Origin of the sequence: Burkholderia anthinoferrum (genome assembly GCF_002925705.1) — a bacterium.
GTDB lineage: Bacteria > Pseudomonadota > Gammaproteobacteria > Burkholderiales > Burkholderiaceae > Burkholderia > Burkholderia semiarida.
On record NZ_LFZP01000046.1, the window covers coordinates 148,878 to 164,964 of the forward strand.

The 16,087-nt window shown below is 66.8% G+C and carries 15 protein-coding genes; 4 read left to right on the forward strand and 11 right to left on the reverse strand.

Annotated features, from left to right (window positions below; genetic code table 11):
* The first annotated feature begins 41 nt into the window (after positions 1-41).
* On the forward strand, positions 42-377 hold the full coding sequence (locus C5F75_RS18250; protein WP_059575384.1) for a helix-turn-helix domain-containing protein: 336 nt from the start codon (positions 42-44) through the stop codon (positions 375-377).
* Positions 377-1,729 (forward strand): HipA domain-containing protein, encoded by a 1,353-nt coding sequence (locus C5F75_RS18255; RefSeq protein ID WP_059575382.1) that lies wholly within the window; start codon positions 377-379, stop codon positions 1,727-1,729. Before C5F75_RS18250 ends, C5F75_RS18255 begins: the two co-directional genes overlap by 1 nt.
* 178 nt (positions 1,730-1,907) lie before the next feature.
* Here C5F75_RS18255 and C5F75_RS18260 read toward each other — a convergent pair whose 3' ends face one another.
* The 7 genes from C5F75_RS18260 to osmF form a co-directional block, all read right to left on the reverse strand.
* Positions 1,908-2,324, reverse strand: coding sequence for a lysozyme inhibitor LprI family protein (locus C5F75_RS18260; protein ID WP_104012529.1), 417 nt, complete (start codon positions 2,322-2,324; stop codon positions 1,908-1,910).
* 3 nt (positions 2,325-2,327) lie between these two features.
* The gene (locus C5F75_RS18265) at positions 2,328-3,014 is read right to left on the reverse strand and encodes a lytic transglycosylase domain-containing protein (protein WP_059575378.1); all 687 of its coding nucleotides are present in this window, start codon (positions 3,012-3,014) and stop codon (positions 2,328-2,330) included.
* Positions 3,015-3,172: 158 nt separating this feature from the next.
* Positions 3,173-3,568, reverse strand: a complete 396-nt coding sequence (gene arr / locus C5F75_RS18270; protein ID WP_099317801.1) for an NAD(+)--rifampin ADP-ribosyltransferase — start codon at positions 3,566-3,568, stop codon at positions 3,173-3,175.
* 32 nt (positions 3,569-3,600) lie between these two features.
* Positions 3,601-4,368 carry an ABC transporter permease gene (locus C5F75_RS18275; RefSeq protein WP_104012530.1) on the reverse strand — a complete coding sequence of 256 codons (768 nt, stop codon included), beginning with the start codon at positions 4,366-4,368 and terminating at the stop codon, positions 3,601-3,603.
* Entirely contained in the window at positions 4,365-5,318 is a 954-nt protein-coding gene (locus C5F75_RS18280) for an ABC transporter ATP-binding protein (protein WP_104012531.1), read from the reverse strand. The genes C5F75_RS18275 and C5F75_RS18280 overlap by 4 nt, the downstream gene beginning before the upstream one ends.
* Entirely contained in the window at positions 5,315-6,493 is a 1,179-nt protein-coding gene (locus C5F75_RS18285; protein ID WP_104012532.1) for an ABC transporter permease, read from the reverse strand. The genes C5F75_RS18280 and C5F75_RS18285 overlap by 4 nt, the downstream gene beginning before the upstream one ends.
* Complete coding sequence (gene osmF, locus C5F75_RS18290) at positions 6,490-7,413, reverse strand: glycine betaine ABC transporter substrate-binding protein OsmF (RefSeq protein WP_104012533.1); 924 nt, start codon at positions 7,411-7,413, stop codon at positions 6,490-6,492. The genes C5F75_RS18285 and osmF overlap by 4 nt, the downstream gene beginning before the upstream one ends.
* Positions 7,414-7,579: 166 nt before the next feature.
* Here osmF and C5F75_RS18295 point away from each other — a divergent pair, with 166 nt between their 5' ends.
* Positions 7,580-8,509: a 2-hydroxyacid dehydrogenase gene (locus C5F75_RS18295; RefSeq protein ID WP_059575365.1), complete on the forward strand. Its 930-nt coding sequence runs from the start codon at positions 7,580-7,582 to the stop codon at positions 8,507-8,509.
* 120 nt (positions 8,510-8,629) lie between these two features.
* On the opposite strand, the gene C5F75_RS18300 is transcribed toward C5F75_RS18295, so the two are convergent.
* From C5F75_RS18300 to C5F75_RS18310, 3 genes are all read right to left on the reverse strand, one after another.
* The gene (locus tag C5F75_RS18300; RefSeq protein ID WP_146075214.1) at positions 8,630-9,733 is read right to left on the reverse strand and encodes a terpene synthase family protein; all 1,104 of its coding nucleotides are present in this window, start codon (positions 9,731-9,733) and stop codon (positions 8,630-8,632) included.
* A gap of 43 nt (positions 9,734-9,776) precedes the next feature.
* Positions 9,777-10,739: an SAM-dependent methyltransferase gene (locus tag C5F75_RS18305; RefSeq protein ID WP_099317796.1), complete on the reverse strand. Its 963-nt coding sequence runs from the start codon at positions 10,737-10,739 to the stop codon at positions 9,777-9,779.
* Between the two features lie 492 nt (positions 10,740-11,231).
* Entirely contained in the window at positions 11,232-13,190 is a 1,959-nt protein-coding gene (locus tag C5F75_RS18310; RefSeq protein WP_104012535.1) for a Xaa-Pro dipeptidyl-peptidase, read from the reverse strand.
* Between the two features lie 554 nt (positions 13,191-13,744).
* Here C5F75_RS18310 and C5F75_RS18315 point away from each other — a divergent pair.
* A complete protein-coding gene (locus C5F75_RS18315) occupies positions 13,745-14,557 on the forward strand; it encodes a hypothetical protein (protein WP_104012536.1) in 813 nt (270 codons plus the stop codon).
* 26 nt (positions 14,558-14,583) lie between these two features.
* Here C5F75_RS18315 and C5F75_RS18320 read toward each other — a convergent pair whose 3' ends face one another.
* Positions 14,584-15,852, reverse strand: coding sequence for a lipoprotein-releasing ABC transporter permease subunit (locus C5F75_RS18320; protein ID WP_104012537.1), 1,269 nt, complete (start codon positions 15,850-15,852; stop codon positions 14,584-14,586).
* Between the last annotated feature and the right edge of the window lie 235 nt (positions 15,853-16,087).

The window sequence follows — 16,087 nt, forward strand, 5'->3', positions numbered from 1 at the left end:
GATCGACTTCGATGGCGCTTTGTTCCTGAAATTCCGGAATTATGGCCCGCACCTTACCGCAACCCGTCGCGATACCTGACCCGCTCGCACTGGATCTCACCGCCTTGGGGGCGCTCGTGCGCAACCGGCGCGCGCAGAACCAGATGCGGATCGACGATGCAGCCGACATGCTTGGCGTCTCCAAGGACGTCCTGTCACGCCTCGAAAACGGGCGCGCGGTGAGTCTCGACAAGTTGTTCAAGGTGTTGGACGGCTTTGGCCTGAATTTGCTCGTCGTGCCGAAACGCGACGTCCAGGTGGCGCGCAAGGCAGTGCGCGATCATGCGACGATACGTGCCGCTTCGCCTGGCACGTCCCGTTCGTCCGAGGGGGGGTGATGATCCATCGCCTGCGGATTTCGGCTGACGGCTCGCCGGTCGGACAACTGACCTATGATGCCCGCCGCGACGACTACGGTTTTTCCTACGATCCGGCGTGGCTCGCGCGGGCAGACGCGTTTGCGTTGTCGCCGTGCATTCCGCTCGATGGCGGCAAGCCGCCGGCGGGCGCGATCCAGCGCTTCGTGGGCAATCTGCTTCCCGAGGGCCGCGCACTCGACGTGGCCGCATCGATGTATCAGATATCGAAGGACAACGTCTTCGGTCTGATCCGGATGCTTGGCAAGGAGCCCGTTGGTGCGTTGAGCTTCATTCCGGACGACGATGAGGCCGGGCGGGCGTCCGAACCTCTCGAACCCGTGCGCCGACCGATCTCCGCGGAAGAACTGGCCGACCGTATTCACAAGCGCGATGCGATTCCGTTTCCCGTCTGGGACGATCGGGTGCGCCTGTCGATCGCCGGCCATCAGGACAAGCTGCAGGTGCTGGTCGAAGGCGAGCAGTTGGCCCTAGTGGACGGGGCGCTGAGCAGCTCGCATATTCTGAAGCCCGAGTCGCGCAGCGCGAACGCGCCGTTCATGGTCGCCAACGAGCATTTCTGCATGACGTTGGCGGCCCGCATGGGGTTGCCGGTCGCGCATGTCGAGATTCGACGCATCCCCGAGCCCATTCTGCTGATCGAGCGATTCGACCGGCTCGTGACGACCGATCCGGACGACCCGCAGCGCGCGAGCGCTGTGCAGCGGCTTCATGTCATTGATGGATGCCAGGCCCTCGACTTGCCGGCGACGCTCAAATACGAACGCAATCTCGGCAACAACGCGGACGTGCGCAATATTCGCGAAGGCGTGAGCTTCGAGAAGCTGTTTTCGCTGACATCGTCTCTGGAGACACCGGTCGCCGCGCGCACGGTCATGCTGCGCTGGGCGTTGCTGCAACTGCTGATCGGCAACAGCGACGCGCATGGCAAGAACATTTCGTTTTTTGTCAGCAGCAGCGGGCTCGAGCCGGCGCCGTTTTACGATCTGGTATGCGTGAACGTGTACGGCGACGCTTATGTGCAGGACATGGCGATGGCGTACGGAGATGTATTCCGCACCGAGGAACTGACCGCTTTCGCGCTCGCGGACTTCGCGCATCGCGTGCAGATCCGGCCGGCACTCGTTGCGCGTGAAATGACGCGGATGGCGACGCTGGCGGCGGAACTGGCCCCCGGGCTGGCGGAGTCGGGCGTCTATATGGGTGACGAGCGTGCGTGGGTGCGTCGTATCGCCGAGTACGTGCGAGTGCAGGCGGAACGCGTCATGCGTATTGCGCCCATGGTGCCCAAGGTCGACGTTACGCTACTCTGAGCGTGTGCTTCATCAACCATCGGCACGCCCCGTTTGCGCGCGCGTCGCAAAAACCGGCCTGACTAACGCTATCCGCCGTATTGCTTTCAGGTGCGTGAGAGCCGATGCTGCATCGGCACCGATCGCTGGCGCGCGCGTTGCGTGCAGGAATGACGGGTGACACGGGGCGGGCGGCAGTTCAGTTCGGCTGCGTCAATTGGGCTTCCCACTTCTTCAGGATGCGCACGCGTGCCTGACTGAAACCCACCCAACAATTCAGCCAGGCGTCACTCGGAATCGTCTGCTGCAGATTGGCGGTCTTCACGTAGTCACAAGTATCGCCGGCAAAGTCGGCCCAACTCGTTTGCGATTTCGCCAGCTGGGCGGCAGCGTCGGGGTTGCGTTGGCGGAGCTTGCGAGCAAGCGACCGGTACGCGCTGTCGACTTGCTTCTGCTGCTGATCGAGCACGCAGCGCCTCACGGCTTCCATCGTCGGCCCCGCCTGTTCGCAGTCGACGACAGCGAAAGCCGATACAGGGCTGGCCGACAGCGCGACGATGGCGAGCAGCCGGGCCGCGCGGCGTCGGGCCGGAGCAGTGTGAACGCGGGTGCCCATTGCTTACTTCGCGTTGCGGTTCGCGGCGGGCGCAGGGCCGGACGGATCGCTGACCGGCACCATGTGCGCCTTCCCGTCGTTCACGGTATTGGGACTTTTCGCGTCGTCATCGGGTTCGAGCACGAACCGGAACGAATCGACCCGCTGCATCACCTTCGCCGCATATGCACTGGATCCGCCGCTGTAGCTCTTCAGCCCGGCCAGCACGTTGCCGCCGGCCGCTTTCACGTAGCCCGACAGGATCCGCGAGCCGACCTCGACGTTCGCATTCGGCTCGGTGAGATCCTTCACGTCGCGCAGCATGCCGCGGTGCGCGGACGGCACGACCTGCATCAATCCGGTCGCGCCATGCTGGCCGCGCGCCTTTTCCTGGAAGCGCGATTCGATCGAAATAATCGCGTAAACGAGTGCCGGCGGCAGCGAATATTTCGTCGCAGTCACGCTCACGATATCCGCGAGCTTCGCGGCCTTTTCTCTTGCGACGCCGAATTTCTTCGTCAGGTAGGTGGTGATGCGGCGGTTTGCTTCGTTAGGCTGATCGTTGACGTTCGCGAGCGGCGCGGAGGCGACGGTCGGCGCCGATGCCAGCGCGTCGGGCGCGGACGCAGGCACTGCGGGCGCCTGCTGCGCCGCGGCCTGTTGCGCAATGCCGAGCGAGAGCACGATCAGCCAGAAAAACCGTCGTCGCATGGTGGAGTGCGGGGAAATGGGAGGCGCATAGTATATCGGCCAATTGCCACCGATGTTCGAGCGCCGGTTCGAATGAAAGCACGCTGTAGGCTTGTGTCGATTCGGGCGGGCCGGCAAGCCGATCGTTGCGCGGACACGCATCGCAGTCCGCACGAACGCTAGTTGATGATCTCGCCGATGCCGGTTTCGATGCGGCTTCTGAGCTGCTGAATGAACTCCGGATCGTAGGGTTCCCAGCTATCGAGTTCGCCAACGATCTTCAACGGCGATGTGCTTCGATACGATCGCGTCGGATTGCCGGGGAATTTCTTGTCCGTGACGTTCGGGTCGTTTTCGAATTCGCCGGTAGGCTCGACGATGTAGACCCGCGGCCGGCCTTCGCCTTTGGCCATTTCCGCCGCCAGGCCGGCGCCTTTGCGCAGCGCCGTGAAATAAATGTGATTCATCACGACGTCATCGCGATAATTCGATCTGAAGCCTGCCGTCAGCAAGTCGCCGATCTGCAAATCCGCTTTCGTGCCATGAAAAAACGGGCCGGTGTCTAATGCAGTCATCGCTTCTCCTTCGAAACATTCCGCAACGGTTTCTAGGCGCGCCGCGCGCTCGCCGCCCGCGCAATCGCGCCGATCGCATCGCTGACGAGCACCGCGAGCAAGCCGACGATCACGCCGCCTTGCAGCACGAACGCGGTGTTCGACGTCTGCAGGCCCGCGATGATCACGTCGCCGAGCCCGCGCGCGGCGACCGTCGAGCCGATCGTCGCGGTGCCGAGATTGATCACGACCGCGAGCCGGATGCCGTTGACGATCACCGGGAACGCGAGCGGCAGCTCGACGGACACCAGTTGCTGCCACCCGCTCATTCCCATTCCGCGCGCGGCGTCGACGACGTCGCGCGGCACGTCCTCGAGCCCCGCGATCGTGCTTTCGAAAACCGGCAGGAGCCCGTACAGCACGAGCGCGATCAGCACGGGTTTCAAGCCGAAGCCGACGGCCGGCACGGCCAGCGCGAGCACGGCGACCGGCGGGAAGGTCTGGCCGATGTCGACGACGCTGCGCGCGACCGGCAGGAAATCCGCGCCGAACGGCCGCGTGACCGCGATGCCGGCCGCGACCGCGACGATCGTGCCGATCAGGCTCGACAGCGCGACCGTGCCGAGATGCGCGAGCGTGAGATCGAGCAGGCTCGCGCGATCGTAGATCACCGGCGCGCCGTTGTCCGCGAACGGCGCGAACAGACCTTGCAGCCACCCGGGGCGCAACAGCAGCACGAGCAGCAGCGCGAGCGCGGCCGCGCGGGCGACGTACGCGGGAAGCGAAGGCCGCTTGGGCCGCACGCTGCTGCGCGTCGTCATGCGGGCTTCCTCGCGTGCGAGCGGATCGCGTCGAGCGTGATGCGGCGAGGGCCGTGTGCGTGACGGTTGCCGTCGGCCGTATCGTCGACGGGCAGCGCATCGACACCGCGCCACAACAATTCGGATACCGCATCGCGCAGCGTGCGCGTCGCCGCGATCGGTTCGCCGTCGGCGTGGCCGGCTTCGGCCACCGTGTCGATCGGCGTCAGCGCGAGCAGGCGCAGCGGCCGATCGACGCCCGCGACGAGCTGTTCGACGACACCGGCCGCCGGCTTGCCGAGAATCTCGGCCGGCGTCGCGACCTGCAGCAGCCGGCCGCCGTCCATCACCGCGATCGTGTCGCCGAGCTTCAGCGCTTCCTCGATATCGTGCGTGACGATCACGACCGTGATGCCGAGGCGGCGCTGCAGCGCGAACAGGTCGTCCTGCGCCTTGTTGCGGATGATCGGATCGAGCGCGCCGAACGGTTCGTCCATCAGCAGCATCGCGGGCTCGGCGGCGAGTGCGCGCGCCACGCCGACGCGTTGCTGCTGGCCGCCCGACAGTTCATGCGGCAGCTTGCCTGCGAACTCGGCCGGCGCGAGATGGAACAGATCGAGCAGTTCGTTCACGCGCGCGTCGATGCGCTCGGCCGGCCAGCCGAGCAGGCGCGGCACGGTCGCGATGTTGCGCGCGACGCTCCAGTGCGGAAACAGCCCGTGCCCCTGGATCGCGTAGCCGATGCCGCGCCGCAACTGTTCGGGCGCGACGCTTGCCGTATCGACGCCGTCGATGCGGATCGTGCCGCTGGTCGGCGCGATCAGCCGGTTGATCATGCGCAGGAGCGTCGACTTGCCACTGCCCGATGCGCCGACGAGCGCGGTGATCGTGCCGCGCTGCACCGTCAGCGATACGTCGTCGACGGCGACCACGTCGCCGAAGCGTTTGCCGACCCGTTCCATCTCGATCATCCTGCACGTCCCTTCGCGAGCGACGTCGCGGCTTCGAACACGACGGCGGCCGCCAGTGCGAGCGCGATCGTCGGGATCGCGCCGAGCAGCACGAGATCGGCGGCCGATTGCCCGATCCCCTGGAAGATGAAGGTGCCGAATCCGCCGCCGCCGATCAGCGCGGCCACCGCGGTCAGGCCGATGTTCTGCACGAGCACGATCCGCACGCCGCTCAGGATCACCGGCAGCGCGAGCACGAGATCGACGCGCAGCAGCCGCTGCATACGTGTCATGCCCATCGCGCGTGCCGCTTCGGTCACGTGCGGCGGCACCTGTCCGAGCCCGACCACGACGCTCGATGCGATCGGCAGCAGCGAGTAGAGGAACAGCGCGAGCACGGCCGGCGCGACGCCGATGCCGCGGATGCCGAGCGCGGCCGCGAGCGGCACGTGCGCGGCGAGCAGGCCGAGCGGCGCCATCATCAGCCCGTACATCGCGATGCTGGGGATCGTCTGCACGACATTGAGCACGGGCATCGCGATCGTGCGCACCGTCGCGATGCGCGCGCAGGCGATGCCGAGCGGCACGCCCGCGACGAGCGCGGCGGCGACCGAGCCGCCGGCGAGCGACACGTGACGGATCGCTTCGCGCCAGAAATCGTCGCTGCGCACCGCGTATTCGCGCATCACCGAGAGGCCGTCCCACCAGCCGCTCGCGAGCGGCACCGAAACCGCCGCGATCGCGACGGCAAGCGCGGCGAGCCGCCGCCATGGGCCGAACGCGAGGCGCGCGAGCGCATCGGCGATGAGCACCGCCCACGCGAACAGCAGCAGCCAGACGCCGGCGTCGGGCGACACGCGGGCCAGCATGTCGTCGGGCGCGACGACGTGCGCCGCGGCCGCGCCGATCGCGTACGCGAGCGTCGCGAGCCCCGTGCAACCGGCCGCGAGCCGCCACGCGGGACGGCTCGCCGTCATCGCCCACAGCGCGCCGACGGTCCACAGCGCGGCGAGCGCGGCGCCCTGCATCGGCGGCAGCGCGGCGAACACCGACAGCCCGGTGCCGGCCGCGATCCGGTTCGGCCGCAGCACCGCGAACGACAGGCCGAACACCGCGACGAGCGTCAGTACACCGATCAGGACACCGACCTTGTCGAGCGTGATGCGCCGCGCGGACGCCGCCGCGCGGCCCGTCATTTCACGAAACCCTTCGCTTTCAGATAGCTTTTCGCGACGCCGGCGGCCGGCTCGCCGTTGAGCTGGATGCGGGCGTTCAGCGATTGCAGCGTCTTCAGGTCGAGGCTCGCGAACACGGGCTTCAGCAAGTCGGCGATCTGCGGATGCGCTTTCAGCGCGGCTTCCCGGATCACCGGCGCCGGCGCGTAGACGGGCTGCACGTGCTTGTCGTCGTCGAGCACCGCGAGGCCGCTCGACGCGATGCCGCCGTCGGTGCCGTAGACCATCGCGGCGTTCACGCCATCGGTCTGGTTCGCGGCGGCCTTGATCGTCGCGGCCGTGTCGCCGCCGGACAGCACGACGAGCTGCTCCGGCTTCAGCTTGAAGCCGTACGCCTTCTCGAACGACGGCAGCGCCGACGCGCTGTTCACGAACTCGGCCGAGGCCGCGAGCTTCACCTTGCCGCCGCCGGTCACCCACTTGCCGAAATCGGAGAAGGTCTTCAGGTGCTGCGACTGCGCGACGGGCGCGAGCAGCGCGACGCCCCACGTGTTGTTCGCGGGCGCCGGTGCCAGCCACACGAGATGGTTCGCCGCGTAGTCGAGCTTCCTGGCGGTGTCGTAGCCTTGGCTCGCGTTCTTCCATACCGGGTCGTCGGCCTTGTTGAAGAAGAACGCGGCGTTGCCCGTGTATTCGGGGTAGATGTCGATCTCGCCGCTCGTGAGCGCCTTGCGCACGATCGGCGTCGTGCCGAGCGCGATCTTTTCGGTGACGGGAACGCCGTGGGCCTTCAGCACCTGTGAAATGAGGTTGCCGAGCAGGTTGCCTTCGGTGTCGATCTTCGACGACACCACGACGGGCGTGTCGGCATGCGCGCCGGGCGCGACGATCGCGGCGGCGAACGCGAGGCCCAGGATCCGGGCGGGCAGGGCGAGCTTCATCGGGGCCAATCTCCAGGACGGGGGCGTACGCCGAAAGTTACTTGACTGAGCCGGCTTTGGCAAACCGCGTGCGGCCGCGTGTCCACAGACGGCGTGGGGATAACCCGCATCCATCGTGCGGGCTTGTTACACTGAAATTCACTCCCGCCTGCGGACATTTGCTGACATGAAGCCCGAGCTGCTGGTCCTCATCGCGCTGCGCGGCGACGCGCATCGCGAGATCGCCGCGTCGTTCGACGTGCGTTACGCGCCGACTCCCGATGCGCGCGAACGCGCGATCGCCGAGCACGGCAGCACGATCCGAGCGGTGCTGACCAACGGCAGCACGGGGTTGAGCGCCGCCGAGATCGACCGGCTGCCGCGCGTGACGTTCGTCAGCGCGCTCGGCGCGGGCTACGAACACATCGACGTCGTGCATGCGAAGACGCGCGGCATCACGGTGGTGACGGGCGCCGGCACCAACGACGATTGCGTCGCCGATCACGCGTTCGCGCTGCTGCTGGCGGCGGTGCGCAACGTCGTGCAGCTCGATGCGAAAACCCGCGCGGGCGTGTGGCGCGACGAGCTGTCGATGCCGCCGAACGTGTCGGGCAAGAAGCTCGGCATCGTCGGGCTAGGCAAGATCGGCGAGAAGTGCGCGCGTCGCGCGGCCGGCTTCGACATCGAGATCGGTTATCACAACCGCTCGGAGAAGCCGGTGCCGTACCGCTATTTCGACCGGGTCGACGCACTCGCGCAGTGGGCCGATTTCCTGATCGTCGCGACGCCGGGCGGTGCAGGCACGCGACATCTGATCGATCGCGCGGTGCTCGACGCGCTCGGCCCGGGCGGTTTCCTCGTGAACGTGTCGCGCGGCAGCGTTGTCGATACCGCTGCTTTGGCGGACGCGCTGCGCGAACGGCGCATCGCGGGCGCGGGGCTCGACGTGTATGAAGGCGAACCGGCGCCGCCGCGTGCGCTGACCGATCTCGACAGCGTCGTGCTCACGCCGCACATGGGCGGCTGGTCGCCCGAGGCGCTCGATCGTTCGGTGCGGCAGTTTCTCGACAACGCGGCGCGGCATTTCGCAGGGCAGCCGGTATTGACGCCGGTGTAGGCGGCGATCGGTGTTGCCGGTGCGAAACGCGGTCGCGCCGGTCGCGAGACGGGGCGGTTCGGACCGCTTGCACGCCTTGCAGGCCCTCGTGAACCGAACCCGGCACCGTCATCGATCGAATCAGCTTGCGGGGCGGCCGCCCGCGAGATCCGCGGCCGCCACTTCATCGGTGGACGGTAGCGGCCGAATGGTCACCTCGCCCGAAATGAACCGTTTTCCTTTGAAATCCCTGCCGTGGTAACGCGTGCTGATCGCGTGAAATTCGGCATTGCCGGACGCCAGATGCTCGAGTTCGGTCACGTAGGCGCGCACATCCGCGTCGTCTCCGAGCGGGCCGGCGAGGACGCGGTCGCGCGCGGCGATCAGCTTGCGTTCGTTCTCGGCAACCAGCGTGGCCAGCTTGTTCAGCGCGTCCTGGAGCGTCAGGCCGTCGCGGTACATCAGCAGCCAGACGGAATTGACCGAATCGGCGATATGAATCTCTTTCCGGAATGAATACGGGTCGTTGACCAGCGTGATCGAATCGATGGCGGCCGTTCTCATTTCCGCCAGCGACCGGTCGGCAGCCAGGTGATCGGTCATGTCCACGTCGATCGCGTATTCCGTCATGATGGCTGCCCATTCCCCGTAATTGTCGATGCGGCGCATCTCCAGATAGGCGTCGAACGTGAGCTCGTCCATCTTCAAGGCCAACGGATCCGTCTGCCTGACGATCAAGGTACGCAGCGATTCCTCCAGCCGTTGCCAGACGCGGGGCTTCGACGCCAACTGTTCCTTGACGGTCAGCAGCCCCTCGTACAGCAACTGCGCGATCGGGGCGCTGTCCGGCGGGCGCACGCCGGCGATCGCGTCGAAGTAATGCTGCCGCAACGTCGCGCGCCTGTGCGCCTGGTCCAGCATGTCGGGGTTGGTGATCGTGTCGTCGATCAGCGTGGTGATGCTCATCATCCGTTCGAGATCGTAGATCCGGTCGTCTCGCGTGTGCGGGTAGCACAGGCCGCCGAATGACGGCATGCTTTGCGCCAGATAATGTTCGACCGCCTTCTGGCTACCGTAGTACGCGAGGATGTACGGGCTGTCGGTGAGCGCGATTCGGCGCTCCGCCTCGTCGTGGCGCGGATGCCACATGGGCTTCAATTGCAGATGGAAGTCCGGGTGGAAGATTTTTTCCCCCGGCTTCGGCAGGCCGGGGAGATCGCGAACGAAGTTGGGAATCTCTTTCATGGCGGATTCTCGGCTCGAGGTCGGGGGCCGGAAACGGCGGCCTTCAGCGATCGCGCCTGAGCACGAAGCTGTAGATGGAAACCTGGCGCTTCACGATGGCGACGGCCAGGCTCTCGCACATCACGCGGAGTTCTTCCAGCGCGCCGACCGCACCGCGCGGAAAATGACGCTCGATGTTCTCCTGCACGCTCAGCAGCCAGCGCGTCGCGTCCATCCGGTCCGGCAGGATTCTCATGTCGTGGACGACAAAGCCGCTCTGCTCGAACACCTGGCGCAGGTACGCGGGCGTCTTGCGATACTTGCATGCCAGCCTGTCGACGAGATCGGGCGTATCGGACCGGTAGTCCTGCAGGTCGACGTTATACAGATTGTCCGAAACGATGACCGTTCCGTTCGCGGACAGCCGTTGCCGCAATTTGGCCATCACGATTTCGAAAAGATCGTAGGGGAAGTGGGAAATCACCCCGCGCATGATCGCAAGGTCGTAGGGTTGCCCGAAATCCGGCAGCAAATCGATATCGAGCGCATTGCACCGGAACAGGTTGATGCGGTCCGACAAGGCTCGCGCGGCATTGACTTCGGCGCAGTATTCGAGCTGGCGTTCGCTGATGTTGATGCCGTCCAGGCGATGACAGTCGGGAAACCGCTCGGACAGATCCCGCAGCACCGTTCCCCAGCCGCAGCCGATGTCGAGTATCCGCTCGACGGGCTGGCGGCCGGGCCTATCCAGGCCGGCGAGCTCGAGTTGCCGCTCGAAATACCTGAGGCCGGATTCGTCGAGGCCGATCGGCTCCGGCGATCGGGCCGGGTCATAGATACCGAACTGGAACCAGAGGCGATCGCCGATCACGCTGCTCCAGCTTTCCGGGTCGTCCTGGTAAGCCAGTGCGACCCGCGACTCGTAATCGTTTCGTTCCCGGCCCCGTATCGAAGCGAACGGCTTGACGGTCCGGCCATTCAATGGCGATCCCGATCCGACGGCGGTGTCCGTGCCGATATTGCTCATAGCCATTCTCCGAGGCGGGGGTACGACGCCATGCACGGGATAGCCGGACTTCCGTGTCCGGCGAGCGCGGTTGCTGCCGAATCACGGTTGCATGATCGAAGCGGGCGACATCCCCTTTCCTCGACCAGGACAGAAAATCAGCGGCACCCGATTCAAAAAAGACGAGCGATTACCGTGGGCCGCGACTCGGCGGCCGCCGGTCGGGCTGGAAACGGCATACAGGCAAAGGGAATCCCCGAGGGCAACCGGTTACGAATTTCCGGATTATTGATTTCCCAATCTAGTCGATCGGGTTTCGATGTCAAGCGACAGAATGCTGTTTCATTTTCCGATTCAAAGAATCGCTTGATTCACGAAATGCGGAATGATCATTCCGACGGGGCGGCCTTTTTAAAGAAACAGAAAATCGAGCCGGACGATGGGAAACGATCCGGGATGCGGAGGTACCGGCATCCCGGATCGTGTCGAGGGGGTACCGCGGGCTGCCGCGGCTCAGGAAGCCGCGAGCGGCACCGTCACCGACGTGCCGGCCGGATCGAGCGTCAGCCCCGTGCCCGGCGTCGGCCGCAGCGTCGCCTCATAGTCGCTGGAGAGGACCACGAGCCCCAGCCGGTGGCCGGCTTCCAGCTTGTAGTCGCGCGGCATGAACGTCAGCTTCAGGTCGTACGGCATGCCGGGCAGCACGGGCTGCGACACCCACTCGGACAGCCGGTTGCGCGGGTCGGTCCATGCGCGTGTGACGATCGTCGCCGTGCCGTCCGGCGCGCGGTCGACCAGCAGCGCCGTCACGTTCGCCACGCCCGTGAAGGTCAGCCTGACGCGCGCGGTCGCCGTGCCGGACAGGCGTGCCGCGGCCGTCAGCGGGGCCGTCTCGAAGCGGCTGCGGTTTTCGCCGGTCGCCGTGTTCGCCAGCGTCAGCGCGGGAATGCGCGCATCGTCGGTGAAGCGCGCGAGCGGGCCGCCGGTCGGCTGCCGCAGCAGCGTGCCGGTGGTTGCGCCGTCGCCGCCGGCGAAGTACGTGACCGGCGTGGCGCGACGCGCGGCCCAGTCGGCTTCCTTCAGCAGCGAGCCGTCGGCCTGAGCGATCACCGCGCGCGGATCCTGCTCGACGCCGTTGTCGTAGCCGATCAGGTAGCGCGTGAACCAGCGGTTCACCTCGGCGGTCCACGCGTCGGCCATCCCCGGCACGCGGGTCGGATCGGTGTGCTTCAGTCGATGCAGCCACAGCTGGGTCGGCACGCCCTGGCGCCGCATCGCCAGATACCACGACGTCGACTGGTCTACGCGCACGTTGTCGTCGGTCAGCCCTTGCGCGACGAGCGCCGGCGCGACCGCGAACGCGGTCGGAATGTCGCGCGCGGCCCAGAACGGCGAATAGTCGCCGGTCTTGCGGTCTTCCTGCTGCAGCGCTTCGTCGATCAGGTGCGTGCAGCGCTCCGGATGCGCGTTCGTCAGCAGCGCCTTGATGTACACGTCGACATCCTCGCCCTGATAGCCTTCCGGCGCGCGCACGAGGCCGCCCGAGCGGTAGTAGCCGTACATGTTCGACAGCCCGGCGATCGGCACGATCGCGTCGAGCCCGCGCGTGCGCAGGCTCGCGACCATCTTCGGCAGCGTGCCGTCGTACGACACGCCGTACATGCCGACGTGGCCGGTCGACCAGTTCGCGACGACCGTCTTGCCGTTCGCGTCCTTCGCGGTCGCGTCGCGGCCGAGCCAGCGGATCACCGACGCCATCGCGACCGATTCGTCGCGCGTGAGGATCGTCGGGCAGCCGTCCGAGCCGGCGGTGCCGAGCGAATCCGCATAGACGATCGTGAAGCCGCGCGGCACGAAGTAGCTCTCGATCCACGAGCGGCCGGCGGCCGCCGCCTCGACTTGCTGCAGCATCCGGGTTTGCGGTGCGGCGGCCAGGATGCGCGTGGACGCCGATGCCGCGGCGCCGGCGGTCGCGGCCGGATGCGGGGTGCCGTCGAGTTCGACGTCGACGTCGTGGTTGGGGCTGTCGGCGAGCCCCGCGTAATACGGGCTCGCGAGCACGATGACCGGCGTGCGCGCGCCGTTCGCGGTCTCGGCCGGCCGCACGATGCGCACGTGGATGCGGTCGCGCGTGCCGTCGCCGTCGGAATCGACCGGCGTGTCGACCCACGCGTTCTCCTCGATCGTGCCGCCCGACAGCGACGGCTGCACCTGGCCGTTGCTGATCACCGGCTTGTAGCGTCCGCCGCTCGCCGGATTCGCGTACGGGACGCCGGACGGTGAAAAGCGCGACGCGAGCGATTGCGTATTGGACTGATCGGCCGCGGCGGCGGCCCCCTCCTGTTGGCCCTGTGCGAGCGCTGACACGCCCGCCACGCTACCGCCGTCGTCACCGCCGCACGCGGCGAGCGTCGCGGCCGCCACGAGCGCGGGCAGCCACGCGCGCCGGAATCCGGTTCGATGAATGTTCATTGCAGCGACCTCGTCTCTTGTGATTGTGTGGAACCGGTCGGCTCGCGATACGCCCCCTGCGGCCTGGCCGGGTACTGCATCGGATGAAGCGGAACTGCACCATCAAAAACGGCGGGCGAGACGGAAGGGGATCTCGCCCGATGCCGGCGTGCGTCAGGCGGCGCGCATCCGGCTGGCGTCGAGGCGAGCGCATCGCCCCCGAGCGGAATGCGTCAGTGCGGCGGTTCGATACGAAAGCAGGAGTGCGAATCAAACAGAAGCATGCCCGAGCTCCCTTCAGGTTTCGGATGAAACGGAACGGCACGATGCGAAGAGGCGGAAATGTTGCGAACGGCGGTGCTGCAACGGCAGGAAAGCGCGACGCGATCCGGCACGCTGTTGGCCGGGATTGCTTTCCGGAAGCTTGCGCAAAAGTTATCTCAGTGAAATGCGCGTGTCAAACTTTTTTAGCTTAAATCAAACAAAGTTTCTGTATGCGTGTGGCCGGCGACCTCAACTTCCATGGAATCCGTCCGTAAACTGCAAAAAACAGGCTGAAAACGAGAGAGAGGGCAATGACGATTCCAGTCACGGCGGCGGGCGACCTGTCGCTCGCGCAAATGGCGCAGGCGGTGCTCGACGGGCGCCAGGCATCGGACACGACCGCGTCCGGCGCGTCGCCAGACGAGCCGATCGGCGTTCGGGCAGTCGATCCGCAGGCGATGCAGGCGGCGCTGGCGAAACAGTTGTCGATGGTGGGCGACCTGACGATGAAGCTGCGCGGCGTCACCGACGCGCTCGCGACGAGCCTGCAGGACATCGTCGCGAAGCGCCCCGATCTGGCCGACGCGCCATTCGACTTCGTGACCGACGACGGCCGGATCAAGGTCGTATCGAAGACGCTGACCGACAGCGATCGCGCGTGGGTCGAATCGACGCTGAACGCGAACGCCGGCCTCGTGCTCGCGATGCGCGATTTTCACGAGCAGGCGGTCGATATCGCCGCGCAACGCGCGGCCGTGCGCGGCGACACGTTCGCGGACAGCGAGCGCGCGGCGGCGAGCCAGGGCGCCGATGCGCGCTTTCATTTCATGAGCCTGCTCAACCGCTCCGTCGCGGACAATCCGCCACCCGTGCCGCCGGGCGGGCACTTCACCACGCAGGACGGCACGACGCTGACGATCGAGCCATCGGCCGGCACCGCGCGCGGCACGCTCGCGCTGCTGAATACCGCGCGCCAGTTGTCGTCGGGCGCGGCGATCTTCGTCGACTCATCCGGCAAGAAGTCCTACGGGATGCGCGCGGAACTTGTCAACGTCGGCTTCGACGTGCTCGCCGCCTACGCGCCGGACGGCGGCAACAGCGTCGGTTTCCACGAGATCGCGTAACGCCGCGCCAATCGAGCCGCTCGCGGCTACTCGTCGCGCAGCGCGTCGGCCGGCCGCACCCGCGCGGCGCGCCAGCTCGGGTACAGCGTCGCGACGCACGACATCAGGAACGCGGCCGATGCGATCTCGATCACGTCGAGCGCCGACAGCTTCGACGGCAGCGCGCTGAGGAAATAGACGGACGGTGTCAGGAAGCGGATGCCGAGCAACTGCTCGATCGCCGGCAGCACCACCGGGATGCTTACCGCGATCGCGCAGCCGAGCGCGACGCCCGCCAGCGTGCCGGCGAGGCCGATCGTCATCCCCTGGATCGCGAAGATCTTCATGATCGAGCGGGGCGGCGCGCCGAGCGTGCGCAGGATCGCGATGTCGCCCTGCTTCTGCGTGACCGTCATCACGAGCGACGACACGAGGTTGAACGCGGCGACCGCGACGATCAGCATCAGGATCAGCGACAGCATCCGCTTCTGCAGCCGCTCGGCTTCGAACCACGTGCGGTTCTGCCGCGTCCAGTCGCGGATGTACAGGTTGCCCGACAGCGTGCGCGACAGCGCGAGCGCGATCTCCGGCGCGCGCTGCAGATCGTCGATGCACAACCGGATGCCGGTCGGCGCGCTCACGTTGGACAGTTGCTGCGCGTCGCGGATGTGGATGTACGCGAGCGCGCTGTCGTACTGGTAGTGGCCCGACTCGAACGTGCCGACCACGTTGAACTGGCGGAACCGCGGCAGCGCGTCGCCGAGGCGCGCGGTGTTGCCGGGCGCGAAGAACGTGATGCGGTCGCCGATCTTCACCTGCAGCGCGTCGGCGAGCGCGGCGCCGAGCACGATGCCCATCTCGCCGGGCACCAGCGCGTCGAGGCGGCCCGTCTTCAGCTTGCGCGCGATCTCGGACACGCGCGGCTCGAGCACCGGATCGATCCCGCGCAGCGCGACGCCCGTCACGTTGCCTGCGTTCGTCAGCAGCGCCTGTGCGTCGACATAGGGCGCGACGGCGCGCACCGAAGCATTCTGTAACGATTCGTGCGCGGTCAGCCGCCAGTCGGGCATCGCGCCGGCCGGCGAAAAGATTTCCACGTGCGCGAGCACCGACAGCATCCGGTCGCGCACCTCGGTGCGAAAGCCGTTCATCACCGACAGCACGACGATCAGCGCGGCCACGCCGAGCGCGATGCCGGCCATCGCGGCGCCGGCGATGAACGACACGAAGCCGTCGCCGGCCGAGCGCCGGCCGCCGCGCGCGTAGCGCAGCCCGATCTGCCATTCGAACGGGAGTTTCAAGCGGTTTCCTTTCATTTCGGTTCGATCCTGCCGAGCCGCGCATTCTAGCGAACGCGGCGCGACCGCGCGCAGAGGTCGGGTATCGGCCGGCGTTGCGCGCCGGCACACAGCTGTTTCCATCGTTTCGGGTCTGATCGATAATGGCGCCCAGCATCCGGTCGATACCAAGTACTCACGGCGCAACCGGGCCGCGCCGTCACAAGACCCATAACGATTCGGGGAAGGTTGCCGCTTGGGCAGCATGTCCTTG

Excerpts from the sequence above, each read along its gene's own strand:
- osmF (WP_104012533.1), bottom strand. The coding sequence starts at position 7,413 with ATGAAGCTCGCCCTGCCCGCCCGGATCCTGGGCCTCGCGTTCGCCGCC.
- C5F75_RS18295 (WP_059575365.1), top strand. The coding sequence starts at position 7,580 with ATGAAGCCCGAGCTGCTGGTCCTCATCGCGCTGCGCGGCGACGCGCAT.
- C5F75_RS18260 (WP_104012529.1), bottom strand. The coding sequence starts at position 2,324 with ATGGGCACCCGCGTTCACACTGCTCCGGCCCGACGCCGCGCGGCCCGG.
- C5F75_RS18250 (WP_059575384.1), top strand. The coding sequence starts at position 42 with ATGGCCCGCACCTTACCGCAACCCGTCGCGATACCTGACCCGCTCGCA.
- C5F75_RS18305 (WP_099317796.1), bottom strand. The coding sequence starts at position 10,739 with ATGAGCAATATCGGCACGGACACCGCCGTCGGATCGGGATCGCCATTG.
- C5F75_RS18315 (WP_104012536.1), top strand. The coding sequence starts at position 13,745 with ATGACGATTCCAGTCACGGCGGCGGGCGACCTGTCGCTCGCGCAAATG.
- C5F75_RS18275 (WP_104012530.1), bottom strand. The coding sequence starts at position 4,368 with ATGACGACGCGCAGCAGCGTGCGGCCCAAGCGGCCTTCGCTTCCCGCG.
- C5F75_RS18265 (WP_059575378.1), bottom strand. The coding sequence starts at position 3,014 with ATGCGACGACGGTTTTTCTGGCTGATCGTGCTCTCGCTCGGCATTGCG.
- arr (WP_099317801.1), bottom strand. The coding sequence starts at position 3,568 with ATGACTGCATTAGACACCGGCCCGTTTTTTCATGGCACGAAAGCGGAT.
- C5F75_RS18285 (WP_104012532.1), bottom strand. The coding sequence starts at position 6,493 with ATGACGGGCCGCGCGGCGGCGTCCGCGCGGCGCATCACGCTCGACAAG.
- C5F75_RS18310 (WP_104012535.1), bottom strand. The coding sequence starts at position 13,190 with ATGAACATTCATCGAACCGGATTCCGGCGCGCGTGGCTGCCCGCGCTC.
- C5F75_RS18280 (WP_104012531.1), bottom strand. The coding sequence starts at position 5,318 with ATGATCGAGATGGAACGGGTCGGCAAACGCTTCGGCGACGTGGTCGCC.
- C5F75_RS18255 (WP_059575382.1), top strand. The coding sequence starts at position 377 with ATGATCCATCGCCTGCGGATTTCGGCTGACGGCTCGCCGGTCGGACAA.
- C5F75_RS18320 (WP_104012537.1), bottom strand. The coding sequence starts at position 15,852 with ATGAAAGGAAACCGCTTGAAACTCCCGTTCGAATGGCAGATCGGGCTG.
- C5F75_RS18300 (WP_146075214.1), bottom strand. The coding sequence starts at position 9,733 with ATGAAAGAGATTCCCAACTTCGTTCGCGATCTCCCCGGCCTGCCGAAG.